This is a genomic window from Bradyrhizobium shewense (genome assembly GCF_900094605.1).
GTDB classification, from domain to species: Bacteria; Pseudomonadota; Alphaproteobacteria; order Rhizobiales; family Xanthobacteraceae; genus Bradyrhizobium; species Bradyrhizobium shewense.
On the sequence record NZ_FMAI01000019.1, the window covers coordinates 126,958 to 145,121 of the forward strand.

The 18,164-nt window shown below is 64.3% G+C and carries 18 protein-coding genes; 12 read left to right on the forward strand and 6 right to left on the reverse strand.

The features are described from left to right. Nucleotides 1-92 precede the first annotated feature (92 nt). Nucleotides 93-932, reverse strand: a complete 840-nt coding sequence (locus tag GA0061098_RS30225) for an SDR family oxidoreductase (protein ID WP_091965060.1) — start codon at nucleotides 930-932, stop codon at nucleotides 93-95. A gap of 219 nt (nucleotides 933-1,151) precedes the next feature. On the opposite strand from GA0061098_RS30225, the gene GA0061098_RS30230 reads away from it, so the two are divergent. The 3 genes from GA0061098_RS30230 (at nucleotide 1,152) to GA0061098_RS30240 (ending at nucleotide 4,472) form a co-directional block, all read left to right on the forward strand. Further along, nucleotides 1,152-2,126 carry an NADPH:quinone oxidoreductase family protein gene (locus tag GA0061098_RS30230; RefSeq protein WP_038950945.1) on the forward strand — a complete coding sequence of 325 codons (975 nt, stop codon included), beginning with the start codon at nucleotides 1,152-1,154 and terminating at the stop codon, nucleotides 2,124-2,126. A 315-nt stretch (nucleotides 2,127-2,441) separates the two neighbouring features. Beyond that, complete coding sequence (locus GA0061098_RS30235; RefSeq protein ID WP_091965134.1) at nucleotides 2,442-3,290, forward strand: hypothetical protein; 849 nt, start codon at nucleotides 2,442-2,444, stop codon at nucleotides 3,288-3,290. A gap of 18 nt (nucleotides 3,291-3,308) precedes the next feature. After that, nucleotides 3,309-4,472, forward strand: a complete 1,164-nt coding sequence (locus GA0061098_RS30240) for a TAXI family TRAP transporter solute-binding subunit (RefSeq protein ID WP_091965062.1) — start codon at nucleotides 3,309-3,311, stop codon at nucleotides 4,470-4,472. A gap of 214 nt (nucleotides 4,473-4,686) precedes the next feature. On the opposite strand, the gene GA0061098_RS30245 is transcribed toward GA0061098_RS30240, so the two are convergent. Beyond that, nucleotides 4,687-5,076 (reverse strand): YkvA family protein, encoded by a 390-nt coding sequence (locus tag GA0061098_RS30245; protein WP_038950942.1) that lies wholly within the window; start codon nucleotides 5,074-5,076, stop codon nucleotides 4,687-4,689. Between the two features lie 99 nt (nucleotides 5,077-5,175). After that, nucleotides 5,176-5,466, reverse strand: a complete 291-nt coding sequence (locus GA0061098_RS30250; protein WP_091965136.1) for a 4a-hydroxytetrahydrobiopterin dehydratase — start codon at nucleotides 5,464-5,466, stop codon at nucleotides 5,176-5,178. 154 nt (nucleotides 5,467-5,620) lie between these two features. Between GA0061098_RS30250 and GA0061098_RS30255 the strand changes: the two genes are divergently transcribed. Then, nucleotides 5,621-7,066, forward strand: coding sequence for a TAXI family TRAP transporter solute-binding subunit (locus GA0061098_RS30255; protein ID WP_091965064.1), 1,446 nt, complete (start codon nucleotides 5,621-5,623; stop codon nucleotides 7,064-7,066). 182 nt (nucleotides 7,067-7,248) lie between these two features. After that, on the forward strand, nucleotides 7,249-8,790 hold the full coding sequence (locus GA0061098_RS30260; protein WP_091965066.1) for an alkaline phosphatase D family protein: 1,542 nt from the start codon (nucleotides 7,249-7,251) through the stop codon (nucleotides 8,788-8,790). Between the two features lie 3 nt (nucleotides 8,791-8,793). On the opposite strand, the gene GA0061098_RS30265 is transcribed toward GA0061098_RS30260, so the two are convergent. Further along, nucleotides 8,794-9,177 (reverse strand): response regulator, encoded by a 384-nt coding sequence (locus GA0061098_RS30265; protein WP_091965068.1) that lies wholly within the window; start codon nucleotides 9,175-9,177, stop codon nucleotides 8,794-8,796. 179 nt (nucleotides 9,178-9,356) lie between these two features. Between GA0061098_RS30265 and GA0061098_RS30270 the strand changes: the two genes are divergently transcribed. The 7 genes from GA0061098_RS30270 (at nucleotide 9,357) to GA0061098_RS30300 (ending at nucleotide 16,305) form a co-directional block, all read left to right on the forward strand. Further along, a complete protein-coding gene (locus tag GA0061098_RS30270; RefSeq protein WP_091965070.1) occupies nucleotides 9,357-10,121 on the forward strand; it encodes a Crp/Fnr family transcriptional regulator in 765 nt (254 codons plus the stop codon). Between the two features lie 80 nt (nucleotides 10,122-10,201). Further along, the gene (locus GA0061098_RS30275; RefSeq protein ID WP_091965072.1) at nucleotides 10,202-10,918 is read left to right on the forward strand and encodes a prolipoprotein diacylglyceryl transferase; all 717 of its coding nucleotides are present in this window, start codon (nucleotides 10,202-10,204) and stop codon (nucleotides 10,916-10,918) included. Next, on the forward strand, nucleotides 10,899-12,344 hold the full coding sequence (locus GA0061098_RS30280) for a radical SAM protein (protein ID WP_091965074.1): 1,446 nt from the start codon (nucleotides 10,899-10,901) through the stop codon (nucleotides 12,342-12,344). Before GA0061098_RS30275 ends, GA0061098_RS30280 begins: the two co-directional genes overlap by 20 nt. Beyond that, the gene (locus tag GA0061098_RS30285) at nucleotides 12,341-12,562 is read left to right on the forward strand and encodes a hypothetical protein (protein ID WP_091965076.1); all 222 of its coding nucleotides are present in this window, start codon (nucleotides 12,341-12,343) and stop codon (nucleotides 12,560-12,562) included. The genes GA0061098_RS30280 and GA0061098_RS30285 overlap by 4 nt, the downstream gene beginning before the upstream one ends. Next, nucleotides 12,559-12,837 (forward strand): hypothetical protein, encoded by a 279-nt coding sequence (locus GA0061098_RS30290; RefSeq protein WP_091965078.1) that lies wholly within the window; start codon nucleotides 12,559-12,561, stop codon nucleotides 12,835-12,837. The genes GA0061098_RS30285 and GA0061098_RS30290 overlap by 4 nt, the downstream gene beginning before the upstream one ends. A gap of 237 nt (nucleotides 12,838-13,074) precedes the next feature. Continuing rightward, the gene (typA, locus tag GA0061098_RS30295; protein ID WP_091965080.1) at nucleotides 13,075-14,901 is read left to right on the forward strand and encodes a translational GTPase TypA; all 1,827 of its coding nucleotides are present in this window, start codon (nucleotides 13,075-13,077) and stop codon (nucleotides 14,899-14,901) included. 156 nt (nucleotides 14,902-15,057) lie between these two features. After that, nucleotides 15,058-16,305, forward strand: coding sequence for a flavin monoamine oxidase family protein (locus GA0061098_RS30300; protein WP_091965082.1), 1,248 nt, complete (start codon nucleotides 15,058-15,060; stop codon nucleotides 16,303-16,305). Nucleotides 16,306-16,434: 129 nt separating this feature from the next. Here the strand turns inward: GA0061098_RS30300 and GA0061098_RS30305 are convergent, their stop codons facing one another. Beyond that, nucleotides 16,435-16,842, reverse strand: a complete 408-nt coding sequence (locus GA0061098_RS30305; protein WP_091965084.1) for a thiol-disulfide oxidoreductase DCC family protein — start codon at nucleotides 16,840-16,842, stop codon at nucleotides 16,435-16,437. After that, nucleotides 16,842-18,161: an SDR family oxidoreductase gene (locus tag GA0061098_RS30310; protein ID WP_165637695.1), complete on the reverse strand. Its 1,320-nt coding sequence runs from the start codon at nucleotides 18,159-18,161 to the stop codon at nucleotides 16,842-16,844. Before GA0061098_RS30310 ends, GA0061098_RS30305 begins: the two co-directional genes overlap by 1 nt. Between the last annotated feature and the right edge of the window lie 3 nt (nucleotides 18,162-18,164).

Here is an 18,164-nt window from a genome sequence, read left to right on the forward strand (position 1 = left end):
GACTGGAAGATGGCCCGGCCGCGCTTTGTCCCCCGGCAGGGATAGCCGGGAAAGTCCAATTTGGGAAGGCAGTTAGCGGTATCGGCGGCGCCTTAAGCTTTGGATCGCGCGGCGCGCTGGTCGGCCCATTGCGTCTCGGTCCAGCGCAACAAATCCTCGGCGCCGGAACTGCGCAAATGCGCGCCACCGTCGATGACGACCATCTCGCCATTGATGTAAGCAGCGCGGTCCGAGACCAGGAAGCTGGCGAGGTCGGCAAGCTCGCTGTGCTCTCCGGTCCGGCCAAGCGGATTGCGCGCGGTCCAGCCTTCGTCACGGCCTTCGGGGCGGAGCTGCCCCGACGCGCCCGCGGTCGGGAACGGACCCGGGGCGATGGCGACGGTGCGGATGCCTTTCGGTCCCCATTCCACCGCGAGGCTTTTGGTCATCGCCAGCAGCGCCGATTTCGCCATCGCCGACGGCACGGTGAAGGCACGCCCGGTGATGGTCGAGGTCGAGAGGATCGAGAGCACGACGCCGCCGTGCTTGTCCTCGATCCAGCGCCTGCCGGCGGCGAGCGTGCAATACATCGCGCCATGCAGCGTCGGCGCGAGGATCGCATCGGCTGCTCGGAACGATAGATGCTCGCTCTGTGCGATGAACGTCGCAGCGGCGTTGTTGACAAGGATATCGAGGGGCGCCTCGCGCCAGATCTGCTCCATCATGCTATCGACGGCGGCGCCGTCGCGGATGTCGCAGGCGATGGTGGTGACCTTGCCACCGGTCTCTTCGCGCATCTCGCTCGCGGTTGCGTCCAGCCGGTCGAGCTTGCGGCCGCAGATCACCAGCTCGGCGCCGAGTGCAAGGAAACGGCGTCCCATCGCCGCGCCAAGGCCGGAGCCGCCGCCGGTGACGAGGATGCGTTTGCCCCTGAGCAGACCTGTTTCAAACATCGTTTGAATCCTCCCTTTTCTTCTTGCTCCGTCATTGCGAGCGCAGCGAAGCAATCCGGAATCCGTCCCGCGGAAATAGTCAGGATTGCTTCGCTGCACCCGCAATGACGAGGATAGGCCGAACATGGCGTCTGGCAAAGAAACCGGATTGTCGCCCGTGCCTAAATCCGGCAGAAACGGCCAAACTATAATTCCACTCGAAACGCCCAAGGTGCCGCCATGAAAGCCATCCTCTGCTCGCAATATTGCCAGCCTGACGATCTCGTGCTGGCTGAGGTGCCGGATCCGGTGGCCGGTCCCGGCGAAGCGGTGATCGCGATCAAGGCGGCGGCGCTGAACTTCTTCGACATCCTGATGATTCAGGGCAAGTACCAGATCAAGCCGCCATTCCCGTTCTCGCCGGCCGCGGAAGTCGCGGGCGTGATCGAGAGCATCGGCGCCGGCGTGACCGATCTGAAGGTCGGCGACCGCGTCGTCGCTTCCTGCGGCCACAACGGCGCGCGCGAGAAGATCGCGCTGCCGGCGGCCTCGATCGTGAAGATCCCCGACAATCTCGACTACGACCGCGCGGCCGGCATCATCATCATCTACGGCACGGCGCTGCATGCGCTGGAAGATCGCGCCAGCCCGAAGCCGGGCGAGACGCTTGCGGTATTAGGCGCGGCCGGCGGCACCGGCCTTGCCGCCTGCGAGCTCGGCAAGCTGATGGGATTGAAGGTGATCGCCTGCGCTTCGTCGGATGAGAAGCTCGAATTCGCGAAAGCGCATGGCGCCGAGCTGACGCTGAACTACGCCAAGGAAGATCTGAAGGAAGGCTTGCGAAAACTCACGGGCGGCAAGGGCGTCGACATCATCTTCGATCCGGTTGGTGGTGCCTATGCCGAGCAGGCGCTGCGCTCGATCGCGTGGGAAGGCCGCTTCCTCGTGATCGGTTTCGCCGCGGGCGACATTCCGAAGATGCCGCTGAACCTCGCGCTCTTGAAGGGCTGCGACATCCGCGGCGTGTTCTGGGGCGCCTGGACCCGACAGAATCCGGAGAAGAACCGCGCCAATCTCGAGAAGCTCGTGAAGTGGACCGCGGAAGGAAAGATCTCGTCGCATGTCGACCGCACCTTCCCGCTGGCGCAGACAGCGGATGCACTGAAGGTGCTCGCGGGACGTCAGGCCATGGGCAAGGTGATCCTGCATCCGTGAGGATGTAGGCGTCGCCATCGCCACATGCACAACTGTCACCGCTCGAATCGCTGGCGTCGCTGAAGCTGCGCCAGCTTTTTCGTGCGCCGTCGCCTGGTAAAGGTCCCTCAACCATTCCCGCCAAAATTGCGGTGCATTCCCCGGCTTCGCCGCAATCAAACCCAAATCTCTCCCGATTCGCGCAAATCGTCGTCGTTTTTTGGTCTGATTCAGACGGCGATTTACCGGCTCCAGTTTGCGGGGTACTTCTGGACAACAATAAAAAGACTGAAGCCGGGAATGCCCCTGCGTTGCGTAGTAATGGGGAGCATCACCATGGAGACGACGGCGTACCGCCCGTCGAAGGAGTCGAGTGCGCTCGACTTCAATCGAGCCGCATCACATCCGCCGACCGCGTCCTTTGTCCGTGCGCGCGCCGCACGGGCCGATCTTTCGCAGGACGATCCGATTCCGCTGTTCCTGTCCGATCCGCTCGGTGCGCCGGACCCAAGCGAATATACGCCGGTGGAGTTGCGTTCCAGAATTGTGCCGCGTGTTCTCGCGGCTGTTCTGGCAGCGTCCACCCTGGCAGTTCTGGCCGTCCTGTATCAATCCGACTTTCGCGGCTTCATGACCGCCAATGCCGGTAGCTGGGTGGGGGTCGCGCCGGACATAGCCATGGCGTCGGCCAATGCGCCGGCGACACCGCAGACCCCGCTCAAGGATCCGGCCCGCGTGTCCGACACGACGCTGGCGAGCGCCGACTTACGGGACCTCCCTGCACCGCTGGCGCCAAGCCGCGAAGCGATAGCGACCGCCTATCAGGTTGCGCTGCAAGCGCAAGGACCGGTGCAAGCACCGGAGCCCGTCGCGGCACAGCCTGCACCGCCTGAGCCGGTCAGGACGCTCGACGCCGACACGCTGGCAGGGTTGATGACGCGCGCGAAGAGCCTGTTGAGGATCGGTGACATCGCCGCAGCGCGGCTGCTGCTCGAACGCGCGGCCAATGCGCAAGATGCAACGGCCGCGCTTCTGCTGGCGCAGACCTATGATCCCACGGTGCTCGGCACCAGCGATGCGCGAAGTGTCATTGCCGACGCATCCGCCGCACGTGACTGGTACCAGCGGGCTGCATCACTCGGATCGGCGGAGGCGCGCCAGCACCTCGTCCGGTTTCAGAACTAGAACTCTTCAGAGGACATCATGCGTAACGCTTTTGGAATGGCACTTGCAGCCATCATGACGATCTATGCCTCCACCGCCAGCGGCGCCGAGCAGACCGAATATGATCCGGCCAAGGTCTCGGACGGCCTGAAGGCGATCTTCCAGTTCGGCTCGACCTCGACCAAGCAGGCGCTGAATGCCAACACCGTCACGCTGATCACCGGCACGATCGGCGGCACCTACGTGCAATTCGGCGCCGACCTTGCCTCGGTGCTCGACGACGGCAACAAGATCCGCGTGCTGCCGATCGTCGGCCGCGGCTCGGTGCAGAGCGTTGCCGACATCCTGTTCCTGCAAGGCGTCGATCTCGGCATCGTGCGGGCCGACACGCTCGACTATCTCGAGCGCAAGGGTTTTGCCAAGGACATCAAGAAGCAGTTCACCTATGTGACAAAGCTGTACAACGAAGAGATGCAGGTGATCGCGCCGAAATCGATCGCGACATTGAAAGACCTCGAAGGCAAGAAGGTCAGCGTCGACCTGCCCAATGGCGGTACCTTCGTCACCGCGCTCACGGTGTTCGAGCGGCTCGGGATCAAGGCGAACTTCGTCTATGTCGAGCAGCGCATCGCGATGGAGAAATTGAAGGCCGGCGAGATCGACGCCGTCATCGTGGTCGGCGGCAAGCCGTACAAATCGGTCTCGACCTTCAACAATGACGGCCGCTTCCATCTTGCCAAGGTCGACTATGCAAAGCCGCTCCAGAGCGACTATCTGCCGGCGACGCTGACGACCAAGGACTATCCGAACCTGATCAAGGAGGGCGAGAGCGTGGACACCATCGCGGTGCCGGCGGTGCTCGCGGCCTATAGTTGGGCGCCAAACACTGAACGCTATCGCAAGCTCGCGCTGTTCGTGGACGCGTTCTTCACGAAATTCCCGGCGCTCCAGAACCCGCCTTTCCATCCCAAGTGGAAGGAGGTCTCGCTCGCGGCACCCCTGTCGGGGTGGAACAGATTGCCGGTGGCGCAGCAATGGCTCGACAAGCACGGCGTCGAGCCGGTGACACGGCAACGATTCGAGGCGTTCCTGAAGCAGAGTCCCACGGCCGCAAACGTGTCCGACGTGGACAGGGAAAAGCTGTTCAAGCAATTCCAGGCATGGGACGCGGAGAAGGCGCGGGCGGAGGCGGGGAAGAAGTAGCGAGCTTCATCCCCACATTCGCTGTCATCGCCCGCCTTGTGCGCACTTGCCACTGGGGCAGGCGATCCGGCATGCCAGAGGCAGTCGCGATTGAACCGAGACGCCGCGGCGTACTGGATTCCTCGCCTGCCGCCTTCGCTAAAGCTGGACATCAACCCCGGCGAAGCCTTGGCGGAGCCGGATCGCGGGGAATGACAGCGGTGGGAGATCGCGCCTACTGCGCAGCGCCTTCTTCCATCTCACCCACACCGCGCTTCAGCACAGCGCGCGCGGCTTCGCGATGCTCATTCGTGATGTGGCTGGAAACCATGCGGATGGCGGTGGCGAGCACCGCGGCGTCGTCGGCGAAGCCGAGGACCGGCATCACGTCGGCGACGAAATCGAACGGCAGGATGAAATAGGCGATCGCACCTAACAGCGCGGCCTGGACGTGGCGCGGGGTCTGCCGGTCGAACGCGCAGTAATAAGCAGCAAGCAGGTCCTCCGCGAACGGCAGCTGCGCGGCGACACGCTTCAGCTTGCGCCAGAAGCGGCGGCGCACGCTCTCGCGATCTTCCGCGAGCCGGTCGGCCGGCTCGAAACCGACGCTGTGTTCGGCAGCCATGTTCGACAAACTCCCCGTTCGGCCCCGGGCGGCGGATCGCCGATCCCGGCTGATCACAAGATGGGGATGTGGCCGATCGCTGCAAGACGTCGGCCGGTCTCAGCCTGCGATCGCGTTCATCGTCTTGGCCAGCGCGACGTCGAGCGCCGTGACGCCGCCGGCGTCGTGGGTCGACAGCACCACCTCCACCGTCTTGTAGACGTTGCGCCATTCGGGGTGGTGATCCATCTTCTCGGCGGCCAGCGCGGCGCGGGTCATGAAGCCGAACGCCTCGTTGAAATCCTTGAAGATAAAGGTTTTGCCGATGGCATCCCGGCCCTGAACCTCGCTCCAACCGGGTAGTCCGCCCAGCACCTGCCTGCGCGCCTCCGCCGAAAGCCGATCTGCCATGGTCATGTCTCCGTCCTTCAGGGGAACTTTACCCTAACACCCCGCTGACGCCCGGGTTCATACGGGGATTCCCGCCATTCGCTAACCATGACGGAGATGTAACCCCGCCGGACAAGAAATTTGCTACAATTACGGGCGTAAATCGCCGGCCAAGATGAAACTGAGCCCGAAGCGCCTGTTTGGGAGATCGATGACCGGGGGATTGGACCTGGCCGAAACGCCCTCTCCGCCTTCGCCGCGATCCGCGGCGCGGAAGACCGCGCTCGTGTCTCTTGCGCTCGTGCTTGCGATCATCGGCGCACTCGTTGGCGGCTACTATTTCGCCATGCGGCCCGTGACGTTGAAGATCGCGGTCGGTCCCGCCAACAGCGACGACGTCAAGGTCGTGCAGGCGCTGACGCAGGCCTTCACGCAGAGCAAGGGCCAGGTGCGGCTGCGACCGATCCAGACCGACGGCGCCACCGCCAGCGCCAATGCGCTTGCGGAAGGCAAGGTCGATCTCGCCATCGTGCGCGGCGACCTCGACGTGCCCAAGAACGCGCAAGCGGTCGCGACCCTACGCAAGAACGTCGTGGTGCTGTGGTCCGTACCGGGCAAAGGCAAGAAGCGGGGCGCGAAGATCACCAAGATCTCGCAGCTCGCCGGCCATCGCGTCGGCGTGGTCGGCCGCACCCAGGCCAACGTCAATCTGCTCAAGGTGATCCTCCAGCAATACAACGTCGATCCCGCCAAGGTCGAGATCGTGCAATTCCCGGCCAACGAGGTCGCCGAAGCGATCAAGGCCCAGAAGGCCGACGTCTATCTCGCGGCCGGCCCGGTCAACAGCAAGATCACGGCAGACGCGATCGCCGCCTCCACCAAGGATTTCGGCGCGCCCAGCTTCCTCGCGATCGAGTCCGCGGATGCGATCGCGCAGAACCACCCGGTCTACGAAGCGTCCGAGATTCCCGCCGGCACCTATGGCGGCTCGCCCGCCCGCCCGGATGACGAGGTCAAGACCATCAGCTTCTCGCACCACGTCGTGGCGCGCAAAGGCGTATCCGAAACCACGATAGCCGCGTTCACGCGCCAGCTCTTCGCCGTGCGCCAGCAGCTGGTGACGGAATTCCCGCTGGCGGCGAAGATCGAGACGCCCGACACCGACAAGGATGCGGTGATCCCGGTACATCCGGGCGCTGCCGCCTTCGTCGACGGCGAGGAAAAGACCTTCCTCGACAAATACAGCGATTACATCTGGTGGAGCCTGATGGCGTTGTCCGCCATGGGCTCGATCGGCGCCTGGTTCGCCGGCTATCTGAAGAAGGACGAGCGCGACAACAACAACCATCAGCGCGAACGGCTGCTCGACATGATCGCCGCTGCACGCAGATGCGAGACGACCGAAGAGCTCGACCAGATGCAGACCGAGGCTGACGAGATCCTGCGCGACACGCTGCGCTGCTTCGATCACGGCGCGATCGAGGAAGCCGCGCTCACCGCCTTCAACATCGCGCTGGATCAGTTCCACGCCGCCGTCGCCGACCGCAAGGCGGTGCTGTTCAGCCTGCCGCAGAACCTGCAACGCGCGGGCGCGCAGTTCAGGGCCGCCGGCAACGCGTAACGCTCGCGCGCGTTATCGCTGCGTCACATTGTCTCAATATAGCTCACACGGTCATTCCGGAATGGTCCGAAGGACCAGACCGCAGGTGCGCAATTGCGCACCGGGGATGCTCAAGATTCCGGATTCGCGCTTCGCGCGCCCCGGAATGACAGCGCAAGACAGCTAGCCAGCGAACCCGTCCCATGAACATCAAATTCTCCCGCCGCCGCTTCCTTGCCACCAGTGCCGGTGCGCTCGGCACGATGGCGATGCCCTATCTCTCGCGCGCCGCGGACCGGCCGATGGTCACTCACGGCGTGCAGTCGGGCGACGTCACTGTCGACGGCGGCGTGGTGTGGGCGCGCACCGATCGGCCCGCGCAGATGCTGGTCGAGGTGGCGACGACGGAGTCATTCAGGGATGCCCGCGCGCTGCCGCCGATCGCAGCGCTCCCCGACAGCGACTTCACCGCAAAGATGCTGATCGACAGCCTGCCGGGCGGCCAGGACATCTTTTATCGCGTCCGCTTCCGCGATCTCTCCCACAGCGCCATCGAGGGCGAGCCGGTCATCGGCCGCTTCCGCACCGCGCCGGCCGACCGCCGCGACGTCAGCTTCGTCTGGGGCGGAGACGTCGCCGGCCAGGGCTGGGGCATCAATCCCGACGACGGCGGCATGTTCACCTTCTCGGCGATGCGCAAGCACCGTCCGGATTTCTTCCTGCATTCGGGCGACACCATCTATGCCGACGGCCCGATTGTATCCGAGGTGAAGCTCGCCGACGGCAAGATCTGGAAGAACGTCACCATCCCCGAGAAGGCCAAGGTCGCCGAGACGCTGGACGAGTATCGCGCCGCGCACAAATACAATTTCACCGACGAAAACCTCCGCGCCTTCAATGCCGAGGTGCCGATCTTCGTGCAATGGGACGACCATGAGGTGACCAACAACTGGTCGCTGTCGAAGGAATTGCCGGCCGCCTACAAGGAGCGCGACATCGCCTTGCTCGCCGCCCGCGCGGGCCGCGCCTTCCACGAGATGTATCCGATGCGCGAGAGCATCGTTGAGCCGGGCCGGGTCTATCGCCAGATCTCCTACGGCCCGCATCTCGACGTGTTCATGCTCGACGAGCGCAGCTATCGCGGTCCGAACGGCCCCAATCTCGAAACCGCTTACGGCCCCGCCAGCTACTTCCTCGGCCCGGACCAGATCGCCTGGCTCAAGCGCGGCCTGCTCAATTCGCGCGCGACCTGGAAGGTGATCGCCTCCGACATGCCGCTCAGCCTTGTCGTCTCGGACACGCCGAAGGGCGGCTCGGAAGCGATCGCGCAGGGTGACGGCCCGGTGCGCGGCCGCGAGCTCGAGATTGCCGACATCCTGCGTTTCATCAAGATGGCGCCAATCAGCAACACGGTGTGGCTGACGGCGGACGTGCACTACGCTGCCGCGCATTACTACGATCCGAACAAGGCGCAGTTCCAGGAGTTCGAGCCGTTCTGGGAGTTCGTGTCGGGCCCGCTGCATGCCGGCACGTTCGGTCCGAACGCGCTCGACAACACCTTTGGACCCGAGGTGCGCTTCGTCAAGGCGCCGGGCAAGGACAGCCAGAACCTGCCGCCCTCCGCCGGCATGCAGTTCTTCGGTCACGTCAAGATCGACGGCGCCTCGGGCCAGATGACGGTGACCTTGCGCGACCGCGCCGACGTCGCGCTGTGGTCGACCACGCTCGATCCGAAGCAGGCCTGATCGCTAATCGAGGGCGCGCACCTTGAGCGCCGCCTCCAGCGCGTCGCTCGAGCACGGCTTCTGCAAGCACGGCTGGCCGGAGAATTCAGGCGGAATGCGCGCCTCGGCGCCATAGCCGGTCACGAAGACGAACGGGATCTTCAGCGCAGCCAGCCGCGCGGCGACCGCAAAGCTCGTCTCGCGGATCAACTCGACGTCGAGCAGCGCGAAATCGGGCGCACGGTTAGCGATGGCGCCGAGCGCCTGCGTCACCGAACCGACGGTCCGCACGCCCGGCACTCCAAACCCGAGCAGACGGTCCTCGAAATCGATGGCGATGATCGGGTCGTCCTCGACGATCAGAACATCGGCCGGCCAGCTTGAGCCATTGGAAAGTGCGGGTGTCATGATCGCATCTTGTGTGTCGGGGATTCGGATCAGGACTGCCGCGACACGATGCCTGCGCACAGCGCACCGGAGGGTTCCTGGAACGAAACCCACCACATTGCCGTTCTCCAGTCTGTCCACTTGTGCACACAGGGAATGCACGGAACTCGTTAAGATGGGGAGGAGGATGGGAGTTCACGATGGATGCGCGTATCAGCAAGATGACCGAGGTCGAGAGCCGTCCGGCCAACAATCTGTTGCGGCGTTTGAGCCAGGCAGACTACGCCCTGCTCGCACCGCACGTGACCGTCGAAAACTCCGCCGCCAGCCAGCTGCTCTACAGCCCCGGTGACGATGTCCAGGTCGTCCACTTCCCCTGCGGACCGGCGCTCGCGACCTTTCTGGTCCCCAACGAGGATGGCCGAGACGTCGAGACCATCCTGGTCGGTCGCGAAGGCGCGGTGGGCGGCATCGTCAGCGAGGGATTCCTGCCGGCCTATACCCGGATCTGCGTGAAATTCGGCGGCCCGTTTGCGCGCGTTCATGTCGCCAAGCTGGAAGCGGCCAAGCTGCGCTCGGCGTCGCTGCGCAACATCTTTGCCCGCTACGCCGATTGCATGCTGGCGCAGATCTTCCAGTCGACCGCCTGCAATGCGATCCATTCGATCGAACAGCGGACCGCCAAATGGATATTGGCGGCGATGGAGCGCACCGGCGACGAGGACAGCGTGCCGCTGACCCACGAACAGCTTGCGACGCTGCTCGGCGTTGGCCGCAGCTATGCCAGCCGCGTGCTTCAATCCTTCAAGGCGGAACGGATTCTCGACACGAGGCGCGGATCGATCCTGGTTCGCAACCGCGACGGCCTGAGGCTTCGCGCCTGCCTGTGCAACGACGCGGTGAAAATGCATTTCGAAGAGGTGCTGCGCGGCGTCTACCCGACCGAAGAGCGCGAAGCCAGCTAGCGGTCCGCCTCGCTTCTCCGGCGTGGAGAACGAGCAGGCGCACTATCCCGCACGGCCGGAACCTGGGCTAATATCCCCGCATGAGCGGGGCTTTGCTTCATACTCTCTTCGACATTGTAGCCTGGCTGGCGGCGGCGGCGGCCGTCTACTGGCTGTCGCGACAGCGCCTGCAGTTTCCGGCGCAATCCTTCGAGCTGCCCTATATCGCGGCGCTGGTGTTCGGCGCGGGCCTCGGGGCCTACCTGTTCGGCTCCGCCAATCTGTGGCTGTCGGGCGAGAGCGGCATTGCGCGCTCGGTCGAGGGGGCGCTGGCCGGCGGCATCGTCGCGATCGAGCTCTACAAATGGTCCGCGGGGATCGCCGCGCGAACCGGTGCCCGTTTTGCGCTGCCGCTGGCGCTCGGCATCGCGATCGGCCGGCTCGGCTGCTATTTCGCGGGCCTCGACGATTTCACCTATGGCACGCCGACGACGCTGCCCTGGGCCCATGATTTCGGCGACGGCGTTCTGCGCCATCCCGTGCAGCTCTACGAGAGCGCGGCCATGGCCGTATTCGCGCTGCTCTATGTGCTGGCCGTCGTGAACCGGAACGCCTTTGTGATCACCAATGGTTTCTACCTGGTTCTCGTCTATTATGGAGCGCAACGCTTCCTGTGGGAATTCCTCAAGCCCTACGGCACGCTGATCGGCCCCTTCACCCTGTTTCACCTGCTGTCGCTGTCCATTTTGCTCTACGCCGGCGTCATGCTGGCGACGGCGCCCAAAGCGAGACCCATGCATGAACGCGCCGTTGCGTAAGTCGCGTCCCTATATTTTCTGGGGCCAGACCCAATCTCTTTGCGAGACCTGCCTGAAGCTAGTGCCGACCAAGATCCAGATCCTGGACAACGAGGTCTGGTACGAAAAGCGCTGCAAGGAGCATGGCGTCCAGTCGACGCTGGTGTCGACGGATGCCGCCTATTGGCGCCTGTGCAAGGATTTCATCAAGCCAGGTGACCGGCCGCTACAATTCCAGCAGCGCACGGAATTCGGCTGTCCCTATGATTGCGGTCTCTGTTCCGACCACGAGCAGCATTCCTGCCTGGCGCTGATCGAGATCACCGAGCACTGCAATCTCACCTGCCCGGTTTGCTTTGCGGAATCCTCGCCGGCACGAACGAAATTCACCCCGCTCGCGACGATCGAGAAGATGCTGGATGCGCTGGTCGCAAGCGAGGGCGAGCCCGATCTCGTGCAGATCTCCGGCGGTGAGCCGACGCTGCATCCTGATTTCTTCGAGATCCTAGACGCGGTGCGCGCCCGCCCGATCCGGCACGTCATGATCAACACCAACGGCCTGCGCATCGCCCGCGAAAAGGATTTCGTGGCGCGGCTCGCCGAGAACAGGCGCGGGCTGGAGGTCTATCTCCAGTTCGATTCATTGCAGCGCGATGCGCTGATCGACCTGCGCGGCGCGGATTTGCGAAAAATCCGCCAGCAGGCGCTGGAGAATCTCGAACATTTTGGCGTGTCGACCACGCTGGTCGCGACCATCAAACGCGGCGTCAATGATTCCGAGATCGGCGACATCGTTCGCCACGCCCTGACCTGGACATGCGTGCGCGGCGTCACGCTGCAGCCGGTGCAGGACGCCGGCCGCAACGAGAATTTCGACGAGAAAACCGATCGCATCATGCTGTCGGAGATCCGCAAGCGCGTGACCGAGACCGGCGTGTTCGGCGACAAGGACATGATCCCGCTGCCCTGCAATCCCGAAAGCATCTCAATCGGCTATGGCCTGCGCAATGGCGAGAGGGTGCTGCCGCTGACCTCGCTGATTCCGCAGGAGCAGCTCGTCGCCGTGATGCCCAACACCATCAGCCCGGAGAAATATCCGGTGCTGCGGGAGAAATTCGTCGATCTGTTCTCGCTGTCGTCGGGCCCGCTCAACACCTCCGAGCGCGTCTGCGAGCTGCTGTGCTGCCTGCCGAGCTTTCAGGTGCCGGAAGGGCTCTCTTACGAGAACGTCTTCCGCGTCACCATCGTGCAGTTTCTCGATCGCTTCAATTTCTGCGTCGGCAACGTCAAGCGCAGCTGCATCCATTTCGTGACGGAGCAAGGCGCGATCATTCCGTTCGACACCTACAATCTGTTCTACCGCAACGGCAAGATCGACGGCATTCGCGCGGCGCTGCGCGGCGACACTTATCGGGAAACCACGCAGAGCGAGGAGATGCCTCGTTGAGCGAGACGCCTCCACCTCCACCGTCGCGAGGCGGACTTGCCACCGCGTTGATGGTGATGTTCGGGGTGATCCTGCTGCTGCCCGGCATCTGCGCCTTGATCTTCATCGCCGACTCGTCGATCCCGTTGGATATCCGTTTCGTCCCCGTCCTCGTCCTCACACTGCTGGTGGCATTCGCCGGCGTGATGCTGATCAGGGCCGCGAGAAAGAGACCATGAGCGATTCCGGCCACACCCCACCGGCAGTGCCTCCCAACCAGCAACAGCGCGGCGGCTGCCTGACCGCGCTGATGGCGATCGCCGGAATCTTCATGCTGCTGCCGGGGCTCTGCGCGCTCCTGTTTGGCGGAATGTCAGTGGTCGAGGACGGCCGGATCCCCTCCGACATCGCGTCGCTGGTGTTTTTGGGACTAGTCATCGGCATCGGAGGCGTCGTTCTGATCTGGGCGGCCATCATGGGACGAAAGGCCCCGCCGGCCCGGAACGGCAGCTAACCCCCGGAGATTCCCGGGCAAAATTCAGTCAACCAAGGCCCAAAGAACGCATTGTTTTTTGGCGGTTTTTGCATATATTGCGGCGCAACGCGTAGGCTGCCCGGTCGATATGGCCGGGCTTCCTTTTTGGGCGGAAAGCGCCCCGTTTCCAGTCTTCCAGCGTTGTTTCGAGAAGAGGTCCCGGTCCGACCGGCGAGATCGCGCTTAACCCATTGTTCGAACCAAAGAAGCTCACTCATGAACCTCCGTAACGTCGCCATCATCGCTCACGTCGACCACGGCAAGACGACCCTGGTCGACAAACTCCTCCAGCAGTCCGGCACGTTCCGCGAGAACCAGAAGGTGACCGATCGCGCCATGGACTCCAACGATCTGGAGCGCGAGCGCGGCATCACCATCCTGGCCAAGGCGGCCTCGGTGCAGTGGAAAGACACCCGCATCAACATCGTCGACACCCCCGGCCACGCCGATTTCGGCGGTGAGGTCGAGCGCATCCTGAACATGGTGGACGGCGCCCTGGTGCTGGTGGACGCCGCGGAAGGCCCGCTGCCGCAGACCAAGTTCGTGGTCTCCAAGGCGCTCAAGGTCGGCCTCAAGCCGATCGTCGTCATCAACAAGGTCGACCGTCCCGACGCGCGCCCGACCGAAGTCATCAACGAGGTGTTCGACCTGTTCGCCGCGCTCGACGCCAGCGAAGAGCAGCTCGACTTCCCGATCCTGTACGGGTCGGCCAAGCAGGGCTGGATGGCCGACAGCCCGGAGGGTCCGAAGGACAAGGGCATGGAGCCGTTGTTCGACCTGATCCTGCGCCACGTCGCGCCGCCGAAGGTCGAGGAAGGTCCGTTCAGGATGATCGGCACCATTCTCGAGGCCAACCCCTATCTCGGCCGCATCATCACCGGCCGCATCTCCTCCGGCGTCCTCAAGCCGAACCAGCAGGTCAAGGTGCTCAACGCCGAGGGCAAGCTGGTCGAATCCGGGCGCATCACCAAGATCCTCGCGTTCCGCGGTCTCGAGCGCACGCCGCTCGATGAAGCCGAAGCCGGCGACATCGTCGCCATTGCCGGCCTGACCAAGGGCACCGTCGCCGACACCTTCTGCGATCCGACCGTCGAAGTGCCGCTGCCGGCGCAGCCGATCGATCCGCCGACCGTGTCGATGTCGTTCATCGTCAACAACTCCCCGCTCGCCGGCACTGAAGGCGACAAGGTGACGAGCCGCATGATCCGCGACCGTCTGTTGCGCGAAGCCGAAGGCAACGTCGCGCTGCGCGTCGTCGAAGCCTCCGACAAGGACGCGATGGAAGTCTCGGGCCGCGGCGAATTGCAGCTCGCGATCCTGATCGAGACCATGCGCCGCGAGGGTTTTGAGCTCTCGGTGTCGCGCCCGCGCGTCGTGTTCCAGAAGGACGAAGCCACCGGCGCCACCCTGGAGCCGATCGAGGAAGTCGTGATCGACGTCGACGAGGAGCATTCCGGCGTCGTCGTGCAGAAGATGAGCGAGCGCAAGTCCGAGCTGATCGAGATGAAGCCCTCGGGCGGCAACCGTCAGCGCCTGGTGTTCTACGCGCCGACCCGTGGCCTGATCGGCTACCAGGGCGAGCTGCTCACCGACACCCGCGGCACCGCGATCATGAACCGCCTGTTCCACGGCTACGCTCCCTACAAGGGCGAGATCCAGGGCCGCCGCAACGGCGTCCTGATCTCTAACGACCAGGGCGACGCGGTGGCCTACGCCATGTTCAAGCTGGAAGACCGCGGCCCGATGATGATCGAGCCCGGCTGGAAGGTTTACAAGGGCATGATCGTCGGCGAGCACACCCGCGACAACGATCTCGAGATCAACGTGCTCAAGGGCAAGCAGCTCACCAACATCCGCACGACCTCGAAGGACGAAGCCGTGCGCCTGACCCCGCCGATCCGCATGACCCTGGAAAAGGCGCTCGCCTATATTGAGGACGACGAGCTCGTCGAGGTCACGCCGAAGTCGATCCGCCTGCGCAAGAAGCATCTCGATCCGAACGAGCGCAAGCGCGCCGAAAAGTCCAAGGAAGCGGTGGCGTAAGGCCACCGTTCTCCGTGGTGCCGTAGGGTGGGCAAAGCGCAAGCGTGCCCACCAATGGACGATGGTGGGCACCGCGCAAGAGCGCCTTTGCCCACCCTACAAAAGCGTTTACCCGTCCGGCTTCAGCACACCCAGCGAACGTGCTAGAGCCCGCCCATGACCTCCCTCCCCTCCTCCGTGGACGTCGCGATCGTCGGCGCCGGTGCAGCCGGCCTCGGCGCTGCACATGCGCTGGCGGGCTCCGGTCTCGCCGCGATCGTGCTGGAGGCACGTAACAGGCTCGGCGGCCGCGCCTGGACCGTACAGGCTTCACCTGACGTGACCTTCGACGTCGGCTGCGGCTGGCTGCACTCGGCGGACAAGAACTCCTTCGCTTCGATCGCGCAGCGGCTCGGTTTCGAGCTCAACAAGGACCTGCCGCCCTGGCGCGAGCGCGCCTATGGCAACGCGTTTCCGCAAGGCGAGCGCGACGATTTCATGCGCGCGATGGACGCGTTCTATGAGCGTCTCTGGGAAGCCGCGCAGAAGGGCAAGGACGAGCCCGCGAGCCGGAGCCTCGAGGCGGGCAATCGCTGGAATCCCATGATCGATGCGATATCGACCTATATCAACGGCTGCGAACTCAAGGACATGTCAACGCTGGACTGGGACGCCTATGAGGACTCTGGTCTCAACTGGCGCGTCCGCCGCGGCTATGGCGCGCTTGTGACGGCCTACGGCGCGCCCTGCCCGGTGGCGTTGAACTGCAACGTCGCGCTGATCGATCATGCCGGCCGACGCATCCGCCTCGAAACCTCGCAGGGCACGCTGACCGCGGACAAGGTGATCGTCACCGTGCCGACCAATCTGATTGCCGATGAGACGATCCGCTTTTCGCCGCCGTTACCGTCCAAGGTCGACGCAGCAGCCGGCCTGCCGCTCGGCGTCGACGACAAGGTGACGCTCGCGCTCGAGGACGCCGAAGCGTTTCCCAAGGAAGCAAACTTGCGCGGCGCCACCATGCGCACCGCGATGGGCACCTACCACATCCGCCCGTTCGGCCAGCCCTGCATCGAAGGCTTCTTCGGCGGCAGCTTTGCACGCGCGCTGGAAGATTCCGGCGACGGCGCCATCGCCGCCCACAGCATCGACGAGATCGCGGGCTTCCTCGGCAACGACATCCGCCGCAAGCTGAAGCCGCTGTACGAGTCGCGCTGGGCACATGATCCGTTCGCGCGAGGCTCCTATTCGCATGCGCTGCCCGGCCACGCCGGGGATCGCACCGTGCTGGCCACGCCGGTAGATGGTCGGCTGTTCTTTGCAGGGGAAGCGACGTCGCCGACCTTCTTCACGACCGCGCATGGGGCGCGGGACAGCGGGGAACGGGCGGCAAAGGAAGTGCTGGCGGCCCTGGGTAAGCCATAACCGCAAACTCCGTCATTGCTAGCGTAGCGACTTGTCCGCCGAAGCCTTGGCGAAGGCGGAAGCAATCCAGACTGCCTCTGCGGAAAGAGCCTGGATTGCTTCGTCGCAAGGGCTCCTCGCAATGACGAATTACTCGATCACCCGGGCCCGCAGATCTGCATCAGGCACGAAGCACGCGTCATACTTGCCGAAGATGCGATAGCGGTTGCGCGCGATGAGGTTGTACACGGGGTCTCGCAGCGGCTTCGGCACGGCGAACAACATGCGCACCCACCCCCAGCGGGGAAGCAGAGACAATACCGTCAGTGCAGCGTCGGACTTCAGAAACGCCTCGCCGCCATGAAAAACGGCATTGGTGTCGGGATCGTCGGGATCGATGCCGAATGTCCGCGCGAGCCGGGCTCCATAGTCCGACTGGATCGGCGTGAAGCGAAACCGCTTCGCCGTGTCGCGCTGCGCGACGAAGCGGACCCAGCGCGAGCAGAAGACGCAGACACCGTCGAACAGGATCACATCGTCGTCGGGCCATTTGCTCATCAGCGGTTATCCAGCGTCAAGAGCGCCACCAACATCAGCACGATCGCCGGCCCCGTCTTCACCAGCGCGCCGAGCGGCTCGATCCAGAGATCGGGCGTCAGGACCGCCGCGCCGAACATATAGCCGAGCGAGGCGACGATGCCAGCAACGAGCCCGGCCGCCGCGGTGCGGCGGAAGGCAATCAGCACGCCGATGCTCATGTCCATCAGGCTGGTGCCGATGGTGATGGGATCGACCAGCGCGGCCGGGAAGTCGTGCGCCGTCAGGATGCTGGCGGCGGCCCGGTAGGACACGAACAGCGCGATGAAGCCGGAGATCAGCCAGAACACGACGAGGCTGGCGAAGATCAGCGCCTTGACCAGGAATAGCCGCGCGAACCATTTGTCCTGAACGGTCGCGGGATGACGACCAATCGTCTCGACCAGCGTCTTCGGCGTGATGTCCGTGGCGGCGATCCATGCCGAGGGATCACCGCTCACGCCGCGGCGCAGCTCGGCGATGGCCGTGGAGCGCATCGGCGGCATCCAGCCAAGATAATTGGCGAGATCGCCGATCTTGGCGCCGAGATCGAGCATGAAGGACGGCATCGCGACGTGCGGCCACCCGGCCGTGCCGAACGCAAGGCGGAACTGCCCGATGACGCCGGCCATGGTGACCGGCTCAGCCTGCATCAGATCCCAGCTCACCGCTTTTACAGAGGCATCGTCGATGTCGCGCGCGGCAAGCCAGGCGATGGTGGCCGAAATATCCTCGATGGCAACAGGCTGGAACGACGTCGCCATCGCCTTGTCCGGCAGGTTGAGTGGGAAGGCAGCGAGCGCGCGGAGCATGGCGCTGCCGCCATAGGCGGATGGTGCGACCACGAAGCCCGGCCGCAGGATGGCGTGCGCAATGCCTGAGGCCGCGATCAGGCGCTCGGCCTCGCGCTTGGTCGTTGCGAAGGCGGTGCGATCAGCTTCGGCCGCTCCGGGGATCGAGATGTGCACCAGCCGGATCGCGCGGCCGCTGTCGGTGATCGCCGTAAGCAGGCGCGCAACGAAATCGCGATGCACGGCACCTGTGTCGCTGCCGGGGCCGTCCTGGAGCACGCCGAGACAGTTTACGACGACATCCACCGCATGCTCGCGCAGCAGCCGCGTCAGCACCGTCACGTCGAGCGAGAGGATCGGCAGCTCGATGTCGAGCGCGCTCGTCTTCTGCGCCGGTGACAGGCTGCGCGCCACGCCAAGCGCGCGAAAGCCACGCGCGCGAAGATCGTCAGTAACGAAGCGGCCGATCAGGCCGGAGGCGCCGAGCACCAAGATGGTTCGCTGGTTCATCAC